The following is a 17004-nucleotide window of genomic DNA, read 5'->3' as shown; positions in this document are numbered from 1 at the left end:
GAGGCACTAATGTATCTACCTCAAGAAATTATTCGCAGAAAACGTGACGGTGAAGTCCTAACGGCTGAAGAAATTAACTTCTTCATTCAAGGTGTGGCTAAAAACACGGTTTCTGAAGGCCAAATTGCAGCATTCGCAATGGCTATCTTCTTTAACGAAATGACAATGCCAGAGCGTATCGCACTAACGTGTGCAATGCGTGACTCAGGCATGGTGATTGACTGGAGCCACATGAACTTTGATGGCCCAATCGTTGATAAACACTCTACTGGTGGTGTTGGTGACGTAACTTCTCTGATGCTTGGCCCTATGGTGGCAGCATGTGGCGGTTTCGTTCCAATGATCTCTGGTCGTGGTTTAGGCCACACTGGCGGTACGCTAGACAAGCTTGAATCTATCCCTGGCTACAACATTACACCAACCAATGATGTGTTTGGTGCAGTAACGAAAGATGCTGGTGTAGCGATCATCGGTCAAACAGGCGATCTAGCACCTGCTGATAAGCGTGTTTACGCGACTCGCGATATCACAGCAACAGTTGATAACATCTCGCTAATCACGGCTTCAATCCTATCTAAGAAGCTGGCCGCTGGCCTTGATTCTCTAGTGATGGATGTAAAAGTAGGTTCAGGCGCATTCATGCCGACTTACGAAGCATCTGAAGAGCTAGCGAAATCTATCGTTGCAGTAGCAAACGGTGCGGGTACGAAAACAACAGCAATCCTAACGGACATGAACCAAGTACTGGCTTCTTCAGCGGGTAACGCAGTAGAAGTTCGTGAAGCGGTTCAATTCTTAACAGGCGAATACCGTAATCCACGCTTGTTAGAGATCACTCTAGCATCGTGTGCTGAAATGTTGGTGCTGGGTAACCTAGCTAAAGATTCAGACGAAGCGCGCGAAAAACTGATGGCAGTACTGGATAACGGTAAAGCAGCAGAGTGCTTCGGTAAGATGGTAGCGGGTCTTGGTGGTCCAGCTGATTTCGTAACGAACTACGATAACTACCTAGAAAAAGCAGACATTATTAAGCCAGTGTACGCGCTAGAAAGCGGTGTGGTATCAGCAATGGATACTCGTGCAATTGGTATGGCTGTGGTTGGTATGGGCGGTGGTCGTCGCGTAGCAACTGACAGCATTGATTACGCAGTCGGTTTTGATCACTTCATTCGCCTAGGTGAAGTAGCAAGTGAAGATAAGCCATTAGCAATGATTCATGCTCGCAACGAACAACAGTGGCAAGAAGCTGCAACAGCATTACAAAATGCAATCACTGTGGGCGGAGAATATACAGCAACGCCAGACGTTTACCGTCAGATTCGTTCTGAAGACGTGTAAATAACAGATATCGGTATGCCTCGCGTATACCGATAAACAGAGTTCTGGTGCAAAGAGCAATAAGTTGGTGAAGAAAATGAAAAGAGCATTTATTTTAGTTTTAGATTCATTCGGTATCGGTGAAACAGCGGATGCGGACAAATTTGGTGATGTAGGTTCTGACACTATGGGCCACATCGCAGATCATTGTGACCAAGGTCTTGCAGACAATGCAGATCGTAAAGGTTCACTGACGTTGCCAAACCTGTCTAAGCTAGGTCTAGCGATGGCTCATAAAGAGTCTACAGGTCGTTTTGCTCCTGGTATGGATGCAGACGCTGAGATCATTGGCGCTTACGGTCACGCTGCTGAGCTGTCTTCTGGTAAAGACACGCCATCAGGTCACTGGGAAATCGCAGGTGTTCCTGTACTGTTTGACTGGGGCTACTTCACCGACAAAGAGAACAGCTTTCCAAAAGAACTGACTGACCGCATTCTTGAGCGTGCAGGCCTGTCTGGTTTCTTAGGTAACTGCCACTCATCTGGCACGGAAATCCTAGATAACCTAGGTGAAGAGCACATGAAGACTGGCCTGCCTATCTTCTATACTTCTGCAGACTCTGTTTTCCAGATCGCTTGTCACGAAGAGACATTCGGCCTACAAAACCTGTTAGACCTTTGTCAGATTGCTCGTGAAGAGCTAGAAGACTACAACATTGGTCGTGTTATCGCTCGTCCGTTCATTGGCCCGGGCAAAGGTCAATTCGAACGTACTGGTAACCGTCGTGACCTTTCTGTTGAGCCACCTGCAGCTACCATTCTTCAGAAGTTGGTTGATGAGAAGGGCGGTAACGTTCACTCAATCGGTAAGATCTCTGATATCTACGCGGGTTGTGGCATCACTCAGAAAACCAAAGCAACAGGTATCCCTGCGCTATTTGAAGCAACCAAAGAAGCGATCAATGAAGCGGGCGACAACACTATCGTGTTCACTAACTTCGTTGATTTCGACTCAGCTTACGGCCACCGCCGTGATGTTGCTGGTTACGCAGCGGCACTTGAGTACTTCGATGGTCGCATCAATGAAATCATCGATATGATGAAAGAAGATGATGTGCTTATCCTAACGGCTGACCACGGTTGTGATCCTACATGGCCAGGTACAGACCATACTCGTGAGCACATCCCTGTGATTGTTTACGGTCAGAAGGTGCCAGCCGGTTCTTTAGGCCGTCGCGATACGTTCGCTGATATCGGTCAAAGCTTAGCGTCTTACTTTGGTACATCGCCAATGGGACACGGTACAAGCTTTCTATAATAGTTAACGAAGAGAGAGGGAAACCTCTCTCTTCTTTTTTTGTTTTGAGATTAAGGATATTTTCAATGGCTACTCCACATATTAATGCTGAAATGGGTGATTTCGCTGACGTAGTTTTAATGCCAGGCGACCCGCTACGTGCTAAATACATCGCTGAAACCTTCTTAGAAGAAGTGGTTCAAGTGTGCGACGTTCGCAACATGTTTGGTTACACCGGTACTTACAAAGGTCGTAAGGTTTCGGTAATGGGCCACGGTATGGGCATTCCATCTTGTTCTATTTACGCGACTGAGCTGATCAAAGACTTTGGTGTGAAGAAGATCATTCGTGTGGGCAGTTGTGGTGCAGTGAGCGAAGATATCAAAGTGCGTGATGTGGTGATCGGCATGGGCGCATGTACTGACTCTAAAGTGAACCGTATTCGTTTTAAAGATCATGACTTTGCGGCTATTGCGGATTACAAAATGTTGCGCGCGGCAGAAGATGCAGCCAAAGCTCGCGGTGTCGGCGTAAAAGTCGGTAACCTGTTCTCGGCTGAGCTGTTCTACACGCCAGATCCAGAGATGTTCGAAGTAATGGACAAATACGGCATTGTTGGCGTAGAGATGGAAGCAGCTGGCATTTATGGTGTATGTGCTGAATACGGCGCAAAAGCTCTAACGATTTGTACTGTTTCTGACCACATCAAGACTGGTGAGCAAACGACATCAGATGAACGTCAAACGACTTTCAACGACATGATGGTTATCGCACTAGACTCAGTGTTGCTTGGTGACCAAGAATAATATTGATTTGCCTTAGCTTGATAAGTTAACTGATAACAAAAAGCCCCGTTGCTACCTGAGCGTCGGGGCTTTTTATTGGATTGCGGTATTTATTCTGAGTCTAGTATTTATTGTCAGCCTAGTGTGTCTATGAGCTTACATTCTTCAACAGTAAGTTCTCACCAGACTTAGTCGGTCTTCTGCGAATCAGCATGATGAACAACACGCCACTCACAAACCCCATCAACACCATACCGATCATGTAGCGATCACTTTTACGGTAGTGGTGATCTGAAATCGCTGTCATCTTACCGGTTTCGAAGGTCACACGAATAAAGCCAATGATCGTATGTTCTGCAGAGTAAATAGGTTCGACTAATTGCTGTCTACCGATACTTGCGGTTGAAAGTGGCGTGTCTAAGCCAAGAACCTCACGTACAGAGAGCGCTTTTTCGCTCGAAGCCAGTCGAATACCCTCTGCATCATAGATGGTGGTATCGAACACCAGTCTGTCTTGAGATAGCTGGTTAGTCAGATCAAGTAATCGCTCTTGGTCTTGTTGCGTGATCATCTTGCTGGCTGAAAGTGATGCCTGAGAGATAAGCAGCTTGGTAAGAGTTTCCAACTGTTTTGCTTGGATCTTCTCGTTACCTTTACTGATCACGACCGTATTTTTAATCGTTACAACGAACATGGTAGCCAATAAAATGAGGGCTAGCATTCGTAAAGCGTTACGTATTGAGAACAATGATTCATTCATGTTTCACGAAGCCTGAAATAAACAAATGTTATGATTAAGACATATTGAGACTTGCGTTTTCAAATTGCAATAGGTTAACGTTTAGCATAGTTAATTAGGAATCATACACATGGACGCTCAGAAATATCTGCCGATAAAAAGGCATACGACATTATTAACTCGACTCCCCGAGACTCGTTTCGCTTCTCAACTCGCTAAATCCAAAGCCAATTGGATTGTGTTTGGTGAGTACCTATCTCCACAATCTTTCGATGACATCGACTTTTTCACTGGCACTTACAACACCATCCTCGATACGTGGAAGGTTGGGCATTATGAAGTGGCTTTGATGTCAGGCAACCTAACACCAGCACACGAAGAAATCCTCCAAGCGCTAAAGCTTGATTATGCTTGCCTTAGCGAGGTCCCAGACTTATCTAAGCCAGGTTTGATCGTGATGGATATGGATTCCACAGCGATTCAAATTGAATGTATCGATGAGATTGCCAAATTGGCTGGAGTGGGAGAGTTAGTCTCTGAAATCACCGAACGAGCAATGCAAGGCGAGCTCGACTTTGAACAGAGCCTACGCCAACGAGTAGGAGCACTGAAAGGTGCGGATGAGTCGATATTAGAGCAAGTGCGTCAGTCATTGCCATTCATGTCAGACTTGGTCGGACTGGTGAATACTCTGAACAAACTTGGTTGGAAAACGGCGATTGCATCAGGTGGTTTTACTTACTTCTCTGACTACCTGAAAGATACCCTTGATCTTGACCACGCTCAGTCAAACACGCTTGAGATCGTCAATGGTAAGTTGACGGGTGAAGTGTTAGGTGATGTTGTTTCGGCGCAGACCAAAGCGGATATCTTGGTAGAGTTGGCTGAAGAGTACGAATTGGAACTGCATAATACCGTTGCCGTTGGTGATGGTGCCAATGACTTGGTGATGATGGGCTCTGCAGGTTTAGGCATTGCCTACCACGCGAAACCAAAAGTAGAGCAGCAAGCTCAAACCGCTGTGCGTTACGCTGGTTTAGGCGGGGTGCTATGCATCTTGTCGGGTGTATTGGCTAAGCAACAGAAGATCAGCTGGCAAGCGAAACCTTAAGGCTTGCTTACTAGCTTCTACTAGCAGCAAACTATAATAGAACACGGATACAAAAAAAGCAGGCGATGAGCCTGCTTTTCTATTTTCAAATCCAGTAAATGGATGCTGACCTAACGAGTCAGTTCTAATCGAATCAACACTTCATCTGTGATGTCTTCAATCTCACCATAGCCAATAAAAGCGGTGATCTCGTTCTCTAGTTTCTTAGCTTGATGCATGCTGATGCGTGAAAGCTCTTCTAAATCCGATTGGAATAAACTTGTTAGCGGATTAAAGATAGGTGCCGTAGTGACTCGCAATACATACACATCACCCAAGTGCTGCGCCTTCTTAATGAATAAGATGCGCTCTTTTGCTGAGGCGAAATCTTTGACCAACTTGGTATGCACAGATTGGATCTTGTCACCAAACTTTACCGCAGCAATATACACGTCATGGTGTTTAGGCTCTGCGCCTTCGATTCTTTTCAGTGGTTCAGCCAGCAATGAGCTAGTGTGACCCTTAAAGATCGGCTCTAGTGAGAACTTTTGGTTGTGTCCAAGCTTAGCCAGTAACGTTAGGTGCTTATTCAGTGGGAAGTTCACACCAATGATCTTACAACGCAGCGTTGAGCTTGGCTTATCAATGAAGATGGGGTTACTGACCATCTTACTCAGCAATATATTGTGCAACGATTCGAGCAACGAATTGGTTGGCAGTATCTCTTTCTTCTTAATCAGTTTGCTTTGATTTTGATCGATAAGCCCGTTAAGGAAAGCGATGGTTCGCATTGTCTTGGCATTCTCAGCAATAACCAATTGGACGTTTCGGCCATTCGGGCTTACGCGAATTACATGATAAGGCACTGTGCTCAGTGGCAAGTTTTTATCATAGAGCTGTAGCTCATTGAAGTTGACCAATACTGGGTCATTAATCTTGAGTACCATTGGGTGTTCAAGGGTAATGCTGAGCCCACGCTTCGAAATGTCTAAGGTGTGTCCGTTCGCTGCTGCACCATCTTGTGAAGTCAGTTGTAACGGTGATTTAAACTGGTATCTCGGCTCTTTACGACGAGTCTGAGAATCAAAATAGATACTTTGAATGTTCCCAACCACAGTACGCGGGTGACGGAAGCGGTTCAATTCACTGCTTGGAATACGTGGCTTTTCACTCAGAAGATAATCAGCTGCACTTTCGTGATCGCCGATCTCTTGCAAGATTCCGCAATGCGTCAGTTGAGCTGAGCTTTGAGCTAGCGTATCCGAGTGTTTAGCTAATGCTTGTCGCTCGGTGTCTGACAGTTCGAAAACCGAGAACTTGAACGCCTTCCAACTTTTACGTTTGCCACCGATGTGCCAGAACAGCTGTCTTTGTTCACGAGAGGCTTCAGGCAGCATCATTGAATAGAACAAAGTCTTGTTTTGGTGTTCATGGGTAAACGAATAGATGACGTTACTGGTTCCCTTCACTCCTGGTTTCGCCAGCAGGTTCATACGTTGTTCGTTGAACAGGGTGCCCAGTGCTTGTTGATTTCGCTCGTCGTGCCAGTATTGCCACAACGGATGGTTGTTATCCGTAAGCAATGCAAGCTTGAGTTCGCTACCACTGAAGAACAAAGGTAGGTTACAGGTGTGCTTTAGATAGGTGTGCTCGATGCCTCGTGTGCGAGTTCGAATGATCCTATCTTGGTTCTCATGGCTGGTTTTCTTACTGGTGCTATTTAAGGACTCATCAAGCAAGCGAGCCACAATATTGGTGTCGCTTACCTTGATGGTTCTAAGAAATTTAACTGCGTTGTTCTCGTATGATTCATCAATACCCAGAACGCGAAATTCGACTGCTTGGTTAACGTCGTTTTCTTGGGACTTTTCGACAAGTTCTGTGAATTTAACGCTGATGATTTCACCAAGGTTATAGCGAAAGGCACTTGGTACTTTGAACTTTGCACCAGAAGGGGAGATATCAACTGTCACACCGTGTAGGCTTTGCCCTTTCGATGTGGTGATCTCAACCTGTGAGCTAATCTTGAGTCTGTTCTCTTGGCGCTTTAAGTCGTAACCTAGATTAATGGCTTCCGCTTCAAATGGGCTGTTAGCGCTTGTGATGTCGTGGCTATCTTGAGACGAAGTTTTAACAACACTGCGAAGGGGCTGAGTTCGCGGAGTCATTACTAACTCCCATGCGCCTTCTGTGTAACCTTTAAACTTTTTAGTACCACGTTGATACGCGTTTAACGCGATGTCATCGAGCCAGTGCTTACGACCGTCTAACGTGAACTGACGACATTCATTATCAATGCGCCCACGTAAATCAATGCTCTTTGTACACGGAGCCATGATACGATTCAGTTCCATTTTAACCAGCAGTTTTAGAGACGGAGATTCGCCTTCTGTCATTTGAGAAAGAAGGAATTCGAAATCTTCGGCGTGGTAGGCCGGGATAAGACGTTCTGCTACAGATAGAATTTCAGATTGCTGCATACTTTTCTTGTTAGAATGGACGGTGCATTTATGTTATCGACTAGTTTAAATCGATCTTTAAGTATTAGTGGTATGACTGCAACGTTTATTTTCACCCGTACGGTCAAATAAGTCACAAATTGACAACATCATTGTGTAACTGAGTAAATTATTGAGGTTTTATGGCTAAGGCAAAACGAGCTTATGTGTGTAATGACTGTGGTGCTGACTTTCCACGTTGGCAGGGGCAGTGCAACGCATGTGGTGCTTGGAACACGATTACAGAAGTTAGGTTAGCCGCTTCACCTCAAGTAGCGCGCAATGAAAGATTATCTGGTTATGCAGGTGCAGTAACAGAATCGAGCGTTCAGACATTATCTGAAATTAATCTGCAAGAAGTACCACGCTTTAGTAGTGGCTTCAAAGAGCTCGACCGCGTACTCGGTGGTGGTGTTGTCCCTGGTGCTGCGATCCTGATTGGTGGTAACCCAGGCGCGGGTAAATCAACACTATTATTGCAGACCATGTGTCAGCTCTCTTCTCAACTGCCGACTCTTTATGTAACAGGTGAAGAATCTTTACAGCAGGTTGCAATGCGTGCCTCTCGACTTGGATTACCAAAAGAGCACCTAAAGATGCTCTCTGAAACCAACGTAGATAAGATCTGTCAGGTTGCTGAAAAAGAACAGCCAAAGATCATGGTTATCGACTCCATCCAAGTTATGCACGTTGCTGATGTTCAGTCTTCACCGGGCAGTGTTGCTCAGGTTCGTGAATCGGCAACCGCATTAACGCGCTACGCAAAACAGAATAACGTTGCTGTGTTCTTAGTGGGACACGTAACTAAAGACGGCACCTTAGCCGGGCCAAAAGTGCTTGAGCACATTATTGACTGTTCTGTTCTATTGGATGGCGGAACCGATAGCCGTTTTAGAACACTGCGCAGCCACAAAAACCGTTTTGGTGCGGTCAATGAGCTTGGCGTGTTTGCTATGACAGGCCAAGGACTAAAAGAAGTCAGCAACCCATCGGCTATCTTCTTGTCTCGTGGTGAAGAAGAAACCTCGGGCAGTTCGGTGATGGTTGTGTGGGAAGGGACTCGTCCATTACTTGTTGAAATTCAAGCGCTGGTGGATTATTCCCAGCTGGCTAACCCGCGTCGTGTCGCTGTCGGCCTAGAGCAAAACAGGCTTTCGTTGTTATTAGCGGTGCTGCATAAACACGGCGGCTTACAAATGGCTGACCAAGATGTGTTTGTGAATGTCGTTGGTGGTGTTAAAGTAACCGAAACCAGTGCTGATCTTGCGTTGGTGATGGCTTTACTTTCAAGTTTCAGGGATCGCGCATTGCCAAAAGATGTGGTGGTATTTGGAGAAGTAGGCCTAGCGGGTGAGATTCGACCGGTACCGAGTGGGCAAGAGCGTCTGAATGAGGCATTTAAACACGGCTTTAAGAAAGCGATCGTACCGGCAGCAAACATGCCTAAAGGTGGCATTCCTGGAATGCAGATCCACGGCGTGAAAAAATTATCGGAAGCAATTAATGCTTTTGATGAGTTGTAATTGAGCTCACTTCAGCTACTCTATACAGCAGAAATTCAGTCTAACTTGGGCGCGATATTCGCTCTAAGTTAGCACTAAACTAAACAGTCACTTAGATTGTTTCCATAGATTGCCTTTTTCTATATGTTAGAAAAAGGCAAAGTTTTTTAGTCCCAAATGCATGCAAAGCTATCAGTCTTCACAGATTGTGATATACTCTGCGCGCATTTTATATCCTATTAACAGAGTAAGACAATGGCAGATTTATCGAAATACAGAAACATTGGTATTTTCGCGCACGTTGATGCGGGTAAAACAACTACCACTGAGCGTATCCTTAAGCTAACTGGTCAAATCCACAAGACTGGTGAAGTACATGATGGCGAATCAACGACTGACTTCATGGAACAGGAAGCTGAGCGCGGTATTACTATCCAATCAGCAGCTGTAAGCTGTTTTTGGAACGATCACCGTCTAAACGTTATCGATACTCCTGGACACGTTGACTTCACAGTTGAAGTATACCGTTCTCTTAAAGTTCTTGATGGCGGTATCGGTGTATTCTGTGGTTCTGGTGGTGTTGAACCTCAATCAGAAACTAACTGGCGCTACGCTAACGAATCAGAAGTATCTCGTCTGATCTTCGTTAACAAACTAGACCGTATGGGTGCAGATTTCTACAACGTTGTTGACCAAGTTAAAAACGTTCTAGGTGCTACTCCTCTAGTTATGGTTCTACCAATCGGTCGTGAAGACGAATTCGTTGGTGTTGTAGACCTACTAAGCCGTAAAGCATACGTTTGGGATGACACTGGTCTTCCTGAAAACTACGAAATCACAGATGTTCCTGCGGACATGGTTGATGACGTTGAGCAATACCGTGAAGAGCTAATCGAAACTGCTGTAGAGCAAGACGATGACCTAATGGAAGCTTACATGGAAGGTGAAGAGCCTTCTATCGAAGACATCAAGCGTTGTATCCGTAAAGGTACTCGTGATATCGCATTCTTCCCAACGTTCTGTGGTTCTGCGTTCAAGAACAAAGGTATGCAACTTATCCTTGATGCTGTAGTAGATTACCTACCAGCACCAACTGAAGTTGATCCTCAACCTCTAATGGATGAGAACGGCGAAGAAACTGGCGAACACGCTATCGTTTCTACAGATGAAACTTTCAAAGCGCTTGCATTCAAAATCATGGATGACCGCTTCGGTGCTCTAACTTTCGTTCGTATTTACTCTGGTAAACTGAACAAAGGTGACACGATTCTTAACTCATTCACTGGCAAGACTGAACGTGTTGGCCGTATGGTTGAGATGCAAGCTGATGACCGTAACGAACTAACTAGCGCACAAGCTGGTGACATCATTGCGATCGTTGGTATGAAGAACGTGCAAACTGGTCACACTCTATGTGATCCTAAGCACCAAGTAACGCTTGAGCCAATGGTATTCCCAACTCCAGTAATCTCAATCGCTGTATCTCCAAAAGATAAAGGCGGTTCTGAGAAAATGGGTATCGCGATCGGTAAAATGGTTGCAGAAGATCCATCTTTCCAAGTTGAGACTGACGAAGAGACTGGCGAAACTATCCTGAAAGGTATGGGTGAGCTTCACCTAGACATCAAGGTAGATATCCTTAAGCGTACATACGGCGTTGATCTAACTGTAGGTGCTCCTCAAGTTGCTTACCGTGAAACTATCACTCAAGCAATTGAAGATAGCTACACGCACAAGAAGCAATCTGGTGGTTCTGGTCAATTCGGTAAGATCGATTACCGTATCAAACCAGGCGAAGCAGGCTCTGGCTTCAAGTTCAACTCTGTAGTTGTGGGCGGTAACGTTCCTAAAGAATTCTGGCCTGCAGTTGAGAAAGGCTTCGCATCTATGATGGAAAACGGCGTACTAGCTGGCTTCCCAACTCTAGACGTTGAAGTTGAACTTTTCGATGGTGGTTTCCACGCAGTCGATTCATCTGCTATCGCATTTGAAATCGCAGCGAAAGGTGCATTCCGTCAATCTATGCCTAAAGCTGGCGCGCAACTTCTTGAGCCTATCATGAACGTTGACGTGTTCACTCCAGACGATCACGTTGGTGATGTTATCGGTGACCTTAACCGTCGTCGTGGCATGATCAAAGATCAACAAGCTGGCGTAACTGGTGTTCGTATTAAAGCTGACGTACCTCTTTCTGAGATGTTCGGCTACATCGGTCACCTACGTACTATCACTTCTGGTCGTGGCCAATTCTCTATGGAATTCGCACAATACGCACCATGTCCAACTAACGTTGCTGATGAAGTGATTGCAAAAGTTAAAGCAGAAAAAGAAGCTGGTAAGTAATTAGCCCTTTTCTCAATTAGCTAAAAAAGCCCCGCAAGTGAAAGCTTGCGGGGCTTTTTATTGCTTGTAACATACTGCGAGATGCGAGATGCGAGATGCGAGATGCGAGATGGCCCCTAAAAAGTAGGCACAGGGGTTGTCCCGTATTTAATCAACACGGGACAGATGAAGTAGGGAGAGACTAACGCTTTAAGTCGATGTAAATCTGCTCTACCTTGGTACGTGCCCAATCTGTTTTACGCAGAAACTTTAAGCTCGATTTAATGCTCGGGTCTTTTTTAAAGCAGTTGATGTTTACCATGTAACTCAACTCTTCCCAACCGTAATGTTCAACCAATTCAGTCAGTAGCTTCTGTAGAGTGATACCGTGAAGTGGATTATTGTCTTGTGTCATGAGATTTACCCGTCATTTATTTGCTCTCAGTATATCAGCTTAGCCATCAGAGTTTCCCGACCATTTCAATGAGAAGTCGGTATCGACGATATTGAGCATTTCCCTTCCTTTGTTACCAAACTCACTGACCTGCGTTTCTATCCATTTGGAGAAGCGTTGAATCTTATCGCGATGAAAGTATCCCGGCGGCGCACATAAGAAATAGTTGTATTTTGGTCTTAGCGCTGTATTACCAATTCTAACTAGCTTCCCTTCTTGCAGGTATCGATACACCAAACTGTGTTTGACTAAAGCGACTCCTTGAACAGAGAGTGCACCTTCTAGTACAAAGTGGGAGCCATCAAATTGCAACGTGGTGTGACCGCCTTCAACGCCTACTTCATTTAGCCATATTGACCAATCCATGTCTGGCCATCGGTCTTCAATTAGCTCGGCTTTGTGCAGGTCCTCGACACTGTATATTCCATACTTCTCCTGATAGAGCGGATGACAAACAGGATATAACACTTCATCCATTAGCCAGCGCGACTCTAGGTTTGGGTAGTTACCGTGCCCATAGCGTATACAGATATCGATACTCGAATCCTCAAAGGTGATCAGCTTATTGGTAGGCTCAATCAACATAGAAAGGTCTGGATGTCTCTCTCTGAAATCCCCAATCCTTGGCACTAACCAATGCTGGGCAAAAGATGGAACGGTCGAGATCGACAGCTGAGTGGGATTAGGGTCTTGGTTTATTTGTCTTACCCCATCTTGAATATGGGCAAAGCCTTTCTTCGCTTGTAGGTACAGTACTTCGCCTTCATGAGTTAATACTATTTTTCGGTGTTGGCGAATAAACAGATCTGCGCCTAACCACTCTTCAAGTTGGCGAATTTGTTGGCTGACTGCTGCGGCTGTGACAAATAGCTTTTGTGCTGCCAGCTTAAAACTGCCTGTTTCAGCTGCCGTATAAAAATAGTAGATCCCTTGGAATGGTGGGGTGCGTTCTCTCACATTAGTTTTCCTTAACTGAATGCCAGTATCTATCGTTTGTCGACGTTGCTCTGTTGGTCGATTATTGACCATAACAAAGCAAGAGATCAACAGGAGAAAGGCTATGAATACGATCACAGCAACAGCAAATACCAACCATTCACTTTTGTCATCGTTATCAACTAAGAAATTCTATTCTAAATTGAGACTGTATATTCGGAACCGTAGAACCAGAAAGCAGCTGTCTGAGCTACCCGATTATTTACTGAGAGATATAGGGATTACGTCGGAACAAGTCGAGAAAGAACTGAAGAAGTCATTTTGGGAGTGATTCAAGGCAGCGTAGCTTTTAACTCGACGTTGCTTTAACTCAACATAGTTTTGTCGGTGTCGGGAGGTTTACGTTATCGTTCTATGTTGAGTTAGGCACATTGCTTATTTAAGCCTATTCCTTGTTTAAGAAATTAGTAGTTGAGATCTAATTATCCAATAGCTCGTTGACTTCTTCGTGCAACCAATTGGTGAACGCGGTAATGCGCTCTTCTCTCGGGGAGTTAGGATCGAAGCATAGGTTGACTTGAACCCCAGGTGTCATGCCTATATCAAAGGGCTTCACTAGCAAGCCGCGTTCGATGAAGTCACCAGCTAAGCTGTCTGTTGCCAAGCAAACCCCATGCCCCGCCATGACCGTGGTTAGCCCCATATCAAAGGTGCCTACTTCCATCCACTGAATGGTGCTGCTTTGAGTCGATATGTTTGCTTGCCTAAACCATTCCTCCCACGGGAAACAACCGCTATCAAACTGAATCAGCCAACATTTGAGGAGTTGTTCAGGTGATGTGAAGTTCAAAGAGTTTGCGAGTTCAGGGGAACAAAAAGGGTAAACCGGTTCGTTGATTAGCATCTCAAGAGTCAAGCCTTCTTCAACGCATAGATCTTCGCCCTGCAGAATAGCCACATCAATCTCGCCATGTTTTAAATTTGGGGTATCAGACCCTGTTAGCACCTTTATTGGGATTTCTGGGTGCTTTACCGAGAACTTCCACAGCCTAGGCAGTAACCAACGAGAAGCAAAAGAAGGGGGAGTTCTAACAACAAGCAACCCTTGAATAGGTTCTGATTGGATCTTGTTTAACCCCAGTAGAACCTCTTGAAATCCATCAGAGACATGTCTAAAAAGTGTGTGCCCTTCATGTGTCAAAGTCATTGCACGCCCCTTACGAATAAAGAGCTTACATCCAACCTGTTCTTCTAACTGTCGAATTTTCTGGCTGACGGCTGCTTGAGTGACGAACAGCTCTTCAGCCGCTTTGCTGTAATTGTTCAAGCGAGCCGCAACTTCAAAGTAACGGAGACCTGAAAGGTGACGCAGTCTATTGTCCATAATCTCAGCTTATAGTTCTTGTTAATAATGGTTGTTCGATTATCGAACAGGTTGTTTTCATAATAGCGATAAATAAACAGGGAATACAAGAGAGAGAACATGAAAGCAATAACCTGCTGGGTCGTAAGATTTGTTACTCAGGTACTTAAAATCAATGATAATACTAAGGTGAGGAAGGCGACTAAATCTAGACAAGTTGTTTGCTCGGAATCGTTAAGTCATCGAATGAGAAAGGATATCGGCTTAGATTGCGAGAGTAGTGGTACTGCGGATTATACTAAGTACTTATAATTTGATCTTACAAAAAAGGAGCCATAATGGCTCCCTCTCGATTTTGATTATTCTTCCCAAACCACCAATTTATCTTTCGGCCAGTTATGACCGACTTCATGGTATTTCTGCTCTAGGATATGTCGCTTGATTTTGAGAGTCGGGGTTAACACGCCATTCTCAATGCTCCATGGTTCCTTAATCATCAATACACCTTTGATCTTCTCGTGTGAACCGAGCTGCTCGTTCATTTTCTCGATAACGCGTTTTGTCGTTTTCTCATAGCGATCCCTATCGAAATTAGGGAAGTCATGCGGTACCACAAGTAGGATTGGACCTGGTAGGCCAAGCCCTATCAAACACATCATTTCTACGCGGCTGTACTCAAACAGTTTGTTTTCGATTGGCACTGGAGCAACAAACTTACCTTTAGCGGTTTTAAAGGTATCTTTCTTACGCCCACGAATCGTTAGGTAACCTTCGCTGTCGATATCGCCGATATCACCAGTATGTAGCCAGCCATCTGAGTTAAAAGATTCTTGGGTTGCAATATCATTCTTGTAGTAACCAGAGAATAAGCCTTTGCCTCGAACTAGAATCTCTTCATCTTCAGCTATTTTGAGTTCGATCCCTGGACCTGCATTACCAACCGTACCGATTTTATCGGCTCTGAATGGGTAGTTGAGCGTGCTGTAGGCGAAAGACTCTGTCATGCCCCATGCCTCGGTAATGTGTAGGCCAACACTCTCATACCATGCGAGTAGAGCGGGTGATACAGGTGCAGAACCACACCCAAGAACGCGAGCTTGGTCTAACCCTAAACCATCAGCAAGCTTCTTCTTAATGATGTTGTTGATAAACGGAATCTTCAGCAAGAAGTTCAGTTTCTTCTGTGGCAATTTGTCTTGGATTCGCTGCTGGAACAGAGTCCATAAGCGAGGAACTGAAATAAACAGTGTAGGGCGATGCATTTTCACATCATCAATAAAGGTGTCTAAAGATTCAGGGAAAGCCGTAACCACGCCCCCCATCACTGAAGAACCAAAGATGTAAACGCGTTCTGTAATATGAGCAAGCGGTAGGTAAGAAAACAGGCGATCGCCAGGTTGGATTCCAATATGGTCAATCAACCTTTGAACAGACCAAGTAAACGCGCCGTAGGTGAGCATTGCGCCTTTTGGTAGCCCTGATGTACCCGATGTATAAACAAGTGACATCAGCTTATCGTCGTGATGCTGAGGGCGTTTGGTTGATGGTTCATGTGTCTCAATGAGCTGTTCGAAAGTGTGTTGGCACTTCGCTGCGCTGTCGTATGGCAGTGAAATACTCACCAAGCTCGGATTGTCATCAAGTACTTTTTGAGTAGCTTTAGGATCGTCAAGCTTACCCGCAATCACAATTTTACTTTCACTGTGTTCAATACAGTAATGAATGGTATCTGCACCTGCTGTTGGAAAGATTGGGACGCTGACAAAATCTCCTAACATCATGGCAAGATCGCAGATGAACCACTCTGCACAGTTTTTTGATACGAGAGCGACTCGATCGCCAGGTTGGGCTCCGAGTCCTTCTAATGCTGACGCCAGTTTCAGTGCTTTGTCGGCTACTTCTTTATAAGTAAATTCGACAAATTGGCGGTTAATAATCTGTTTCAAATAGACTTCATCTGGGCGTTCTTCTGCCCATTTTAAAATCATATCATTGGGTGTAAGGAGAGCTGTTGCTTGTTCTTGGCTAAACTCGTTAGGCTGAATCATTGTCTAACTCCATGTTTTTCGCTAAGTTATTTTTGGTTATTTTTGTTAAAATCATGTTAAATGTACCATGATTTTTTCTTTTAGGGAGTAAAATTAGCGTTTTCTGTTATCTGTGCAGGCACGCCTGTAACTTGCTGGGGTTACACCTGTCCTTTTCTTAAAAATTCTCGAAAAATACGACACATCCTTGTATCCACATTGATAGGCAATTACAGCAATTTTTGACTCGGTATCCGCCTCAATCAATTTTTTAGCTAGTAGAACTCTTTTATCACAAACAAAGTCTCTAAAGCTTACCCCAAAGTGTAGATGAAACTTTTTCGAAAAGTAGGTTGTTGAACAATGGCACTTCTCGGCGATCTCCGTTTCTCTGATTTCTTTGTTTATGTTATCCATAACATAGTTAACAACCTCAGAAGTAAACAATTTGGTAGGCAGTTGATTGTTGTTATTTATGTCTCTGTCGAAATCGAAGTGAGGTTCGAAGATATGCTGTGTTTTACGCTTAAGTTCTTCGAATGTACTGGTCAGATGATTACTGTTTGTTTCGATAATGAAAAATATATTCTTATGATTTCGAACGATATTAGGTAACTGGTCCGAGCAAATAATGACTATTCGCTTGGGCTTTGTTGCGTAATTAAATTTATAGA

At 44.6% G+C, this 17004-nt stretch carries 14 protein-coding genes; 7 read left to right on the top strand and 7 right to left on the bottom strand.

Going from position 1 to position 17004, the window contains the following annotated elements; all coding sequences use genetic code 11:
* The first annotated feature begins 9 nt into the window (after positions 1 to 9).
* The 3 genes from deoA to deoD all read left to right on the top strand — a co-directional run bounded on the left by deoA (position 10) and on the right by deoD (position 3420).
* Positions 10 to 1338 (top strand): thymidine phosphorylase, encoded by a 1329-nt coding sequence (gene deoA / locus A142_RS21635; protein ID WP_029405256.1) that lies wholly within the window; start codon positions 10 to 12, stop codon positions 1336 to 1338.
* 76 nt (positions 1339 to 1414) lie between these two features.
* Positions 1415 to 2635 carry a phosphopentomutase gene (locus A142_RS21630; protein ID WP_017068223.1) on the top strand — a complete coding sequence of 407 codons (1221 nt, stop codon included), beginning with the start codon at positions 1415 to 1417 and terminating at the stop codon, positions 2633 to 2635.
* Between the two features lie 65 nt (positions 2636 to 2700).
* A complete protein-coding gene (gene deoD, locus A142_RS21625) occupies positions 2701 to 3420 on the top strand; it encodes a purine-nucleoside phosphorylase (RefSeq protein ID WP_029405255.1) in 720 nt (239 codons plus the stop codon).
* 127 nt (positions 3421 to 3547) lie between these two features.
* Here the strand turns inward: deoD and A142_RS21620 are convergent, their stop codons facing one another.
* Positions 3548 to 4159 carry a YtjB family periplasmic protein gene (locus tag A142_RS21620; RefSeq protein WP_019819837.1) on the bottom strand — a complete coding sequence of 204 codons (612 nt, stop codon included), beginning with the start codon at positions 4157 to 4159 and terminating at the stop codon, positions 3548 to 3550.
* A 109-nt stretch (positions 4160 to 4268) separates the two neighbouring features.
* On the opposite strand from A142_RS21620, the gene serB reads away from it, so the two are divergent.
* A complete protein-coding gene (gene serB, locus A142_RS21615; protein ID WP_019819836.1) occupies positions 4269 to 5249 on the top strand; it encodes a phosphoserine phosphatase in 981 nt (326 codons plus the stop codon).
* Positions 5250 to 5359: 110 nt separating this feature from the next.
* Here serB and A142_RS21610 read toward each other — a convergent pair whose 3' ends face one another.
* Complete coding sequence (locus A142_RS21610; RefSeq protein WP_019819835.1) at positions 5360 to 7708, bottom strand: PilZ domain-containing protein; 2349 nt, start codon at positions 7706 to 7708, stop codon at positions 5360 to 5362.
* A gap of 161 nt (positions 7709 to 7869) precedes the next feature.
* Here A142_RS21610 and radA point away from each other — a divergent pair, with 161 nt between their 5' ends.
* The gene (gene radA, locus A142_RS21605) at positions 7870 to 9249 is read left to right on the top strand and encodes a DNA repair protein RadA (protein WP_017058826.1); all 1380 of its coding nucleotides are present in this window, start codon (positions 7870 to 7872) and stop codon (positions 9247 to 9249) included.
* 234 nt (positions 9250 to 9483) lie between these two features.
* The gene (gene fusA / locus A142_RS21600) at positions 9484 to 11571 is read left to right on the top strand and encodes an elongation factor G (protein ID WP_019819832.1); all 2088 of its coding nucleotides are present in this window, start codon (positions 9484 to 9486) and stop codon (positions 11569 to 11571) included.
* 181 nt (positions 11572 to 11752) lie between these two features.
* On the opposite strand, the gene A142_RS21595 is transcribed toward fusA, so the two are convergent.
* Both A142_RS21595 and A142_RS21590 read right to left on the bottom strand, forming a co-directional pair.
* The gene (locus A142_RS21595) at positions 11753 to 11965 is read right to left on the bottom strand and encodes a VF530 family DNA-binding protein (protein WP_012604684.1); all 213 of its coding nucleotides are present in this window, start codon (positions 11963 to 11965) and stop codon (positions 11753 to 11755) included.
* Between the two features lie 39 nt (positions 11966 to 12004).
* Positions 12005 to 12961, bottom strand: coding sequence for a LysR substrate-binding domain-containing protein (locus tag A142_RS21590; protein WP_019819829.1), 957 nt, complete (start codon positions 12959 to 12961; stop codon positions 12005 to 12007).
* Between the two features lie 103 nt (positions 12962 to 13064).
* On the opposite strand from A142_RS21590, the gene A142_RS24585 reads away from it, so the two are divergent.
* Positions 13065 to 13271 (top strand): DUF1127 domain-containing protein, encoded by a 207-nt coding sequence (locus A142_RS24585; RefSeq protein WP_019819827.1) that lies wholly within the window; start codon positions 13065 to 13067, stop codon positions 13269 to 13271.
* A 147-nt stretch (positions 13272 to 13418) separates the two neighbouring features.
* On the opposite strand, the gene A142_RS21585 is transcribed toward A142_RS24585, so the two are convergent.
* The 3 genes from A142_RS21585 to A142_RS21575 form a co-directional block, all read right to left on the bottom strand.
* Complete coding sequence (locus A142_RS21585; protein ID WP_019819825.1) at positions 13419 to 14324, bottom strand: LysR substrate-binding domain-containing protein; 906 nt, start codon at positions 14322 to 14324, stop codon at positions 13419 to 13421.
* Between the two features lie 338 nt (positions 14325 to 14662).
* Positions 14663 to 16351, bottom strand: coding sequence for an AMP-binding protein (locus A142_RS21580; RefSeq protein ID WP_019819823.1), 1689 nt, complete (start codon positions 16349 to 16351; stop codon positions 14663 to 14665).
* 93 nt (positions 16352 to 16444) lie between these two features.
* Positions 16445 to 17004, bottom strand: a 560-nt coding sequence (locus A142_RS21575) for a helix-turn-helix domain-containing protein (RefSeq protein ID WP_019819822.1), incomplete at its 5' end; no start/stop codon positions are given.

It is taken from the genome of Vibrio splendidus 12E03, assembly GCF_000272105.2.
In the GTDB taxonomy this organism is placed as follows: Bacteria; Pseudomonadota; Gammaproteobacteria; order Enterobacterales; family Vibrionaceae; genus Vibrio; species Vibrio splendidus_I.
This window is presented reverse-complemented; position numbering and strand designations above follow the sequence as displayed.

What these genes read in the sequence shown, in the direction of transcription:
- A142_RS21630 (WP_017068223.1), top strand. Translation starts at nt 1,415, where the DNA reads ATGAAAAGAGCATTTATTTTAGTTTTAGATTCATTCGGTATCGGTGAA.
- deoD (WP_029405255.1), top strand. Translation starts at nt 2,701, where the DNA reads ATGGCTACTCCACATATTAATGCTGAAATGGGTGATTTCGCTGACGTA.
- A142_RS21610 (WP_019819835.1), bottom strand. Translation starts at nt 7,708, where the DNA reads ATGCAGCAATCTGAAATTCTATCTGTAGCAGAACGTCTTATCCCGGCC.
- serB (WP_019819836.1), top strand. Translation starts at nt 4,269, where the DNA reads ATGGACGCTCAGAAATATCTGCCGATAAAAAGGCATACGACATTATTA.
- A142_RS21585 (WP_019819825.1), bottom strand. Translation starts at nt 14,324, where the DNA reads ATGGACAATAGACTGCGTCACCTTTCAGGTCTCCGTTACTTTGAAGTT.
- A142_RS21595 (WP_012604684.1), bottom strand. Translation starts at nt 11,965, where the DNA reads ATGACACAAGACAATAATCCACTTCACGGTATCACTCTACAGAAGCTA.
- radA (WP_017058826.1), top strand. Translation starts at nt 7,870, where the DNA reads ATGGCTAAGGCAAAACGAGCTTATGTGTGTAATGACTGTGGTGCTGAC.
- A142_RS21620 (WP_019819837.1), bottom strand. Translation starts at nt 4,159, where the DNA reads ATGAATGAATCATTGTTCTCAATACGTAACGCTTTACGAATGCTAGCC.
- deoA (WP_029405256.1), top strand. Translation starts at nt 10, where the DNA reads ATGTATCTACCTCAAGAAATTATTCGCAGAAAACGTGACGGTGAAGTC.
- A142_RS24585 (WP_019819827.1), top strand. Translation starts at nt 13,065, where the DNA reads ATGAATACGATCACAGCAACAGCAAATACCAACCATTCACTTTTGTCA.
- A142_RS21580 (WP_019819823.1), bottom strand. Translation starts at nt 16,351, where the DNA reads ATGATTCAGCCTAACGAGTTTAGCCAAGAACAAGCAACAGCTCTCCTT.
- fusA (WP_019819832.1), top strand. Translation starts at nt 9,484, where the DNA reads ATGGCAGATTTATCGAAATACAGAAACATTGGTATTTTCGCGCACGTT.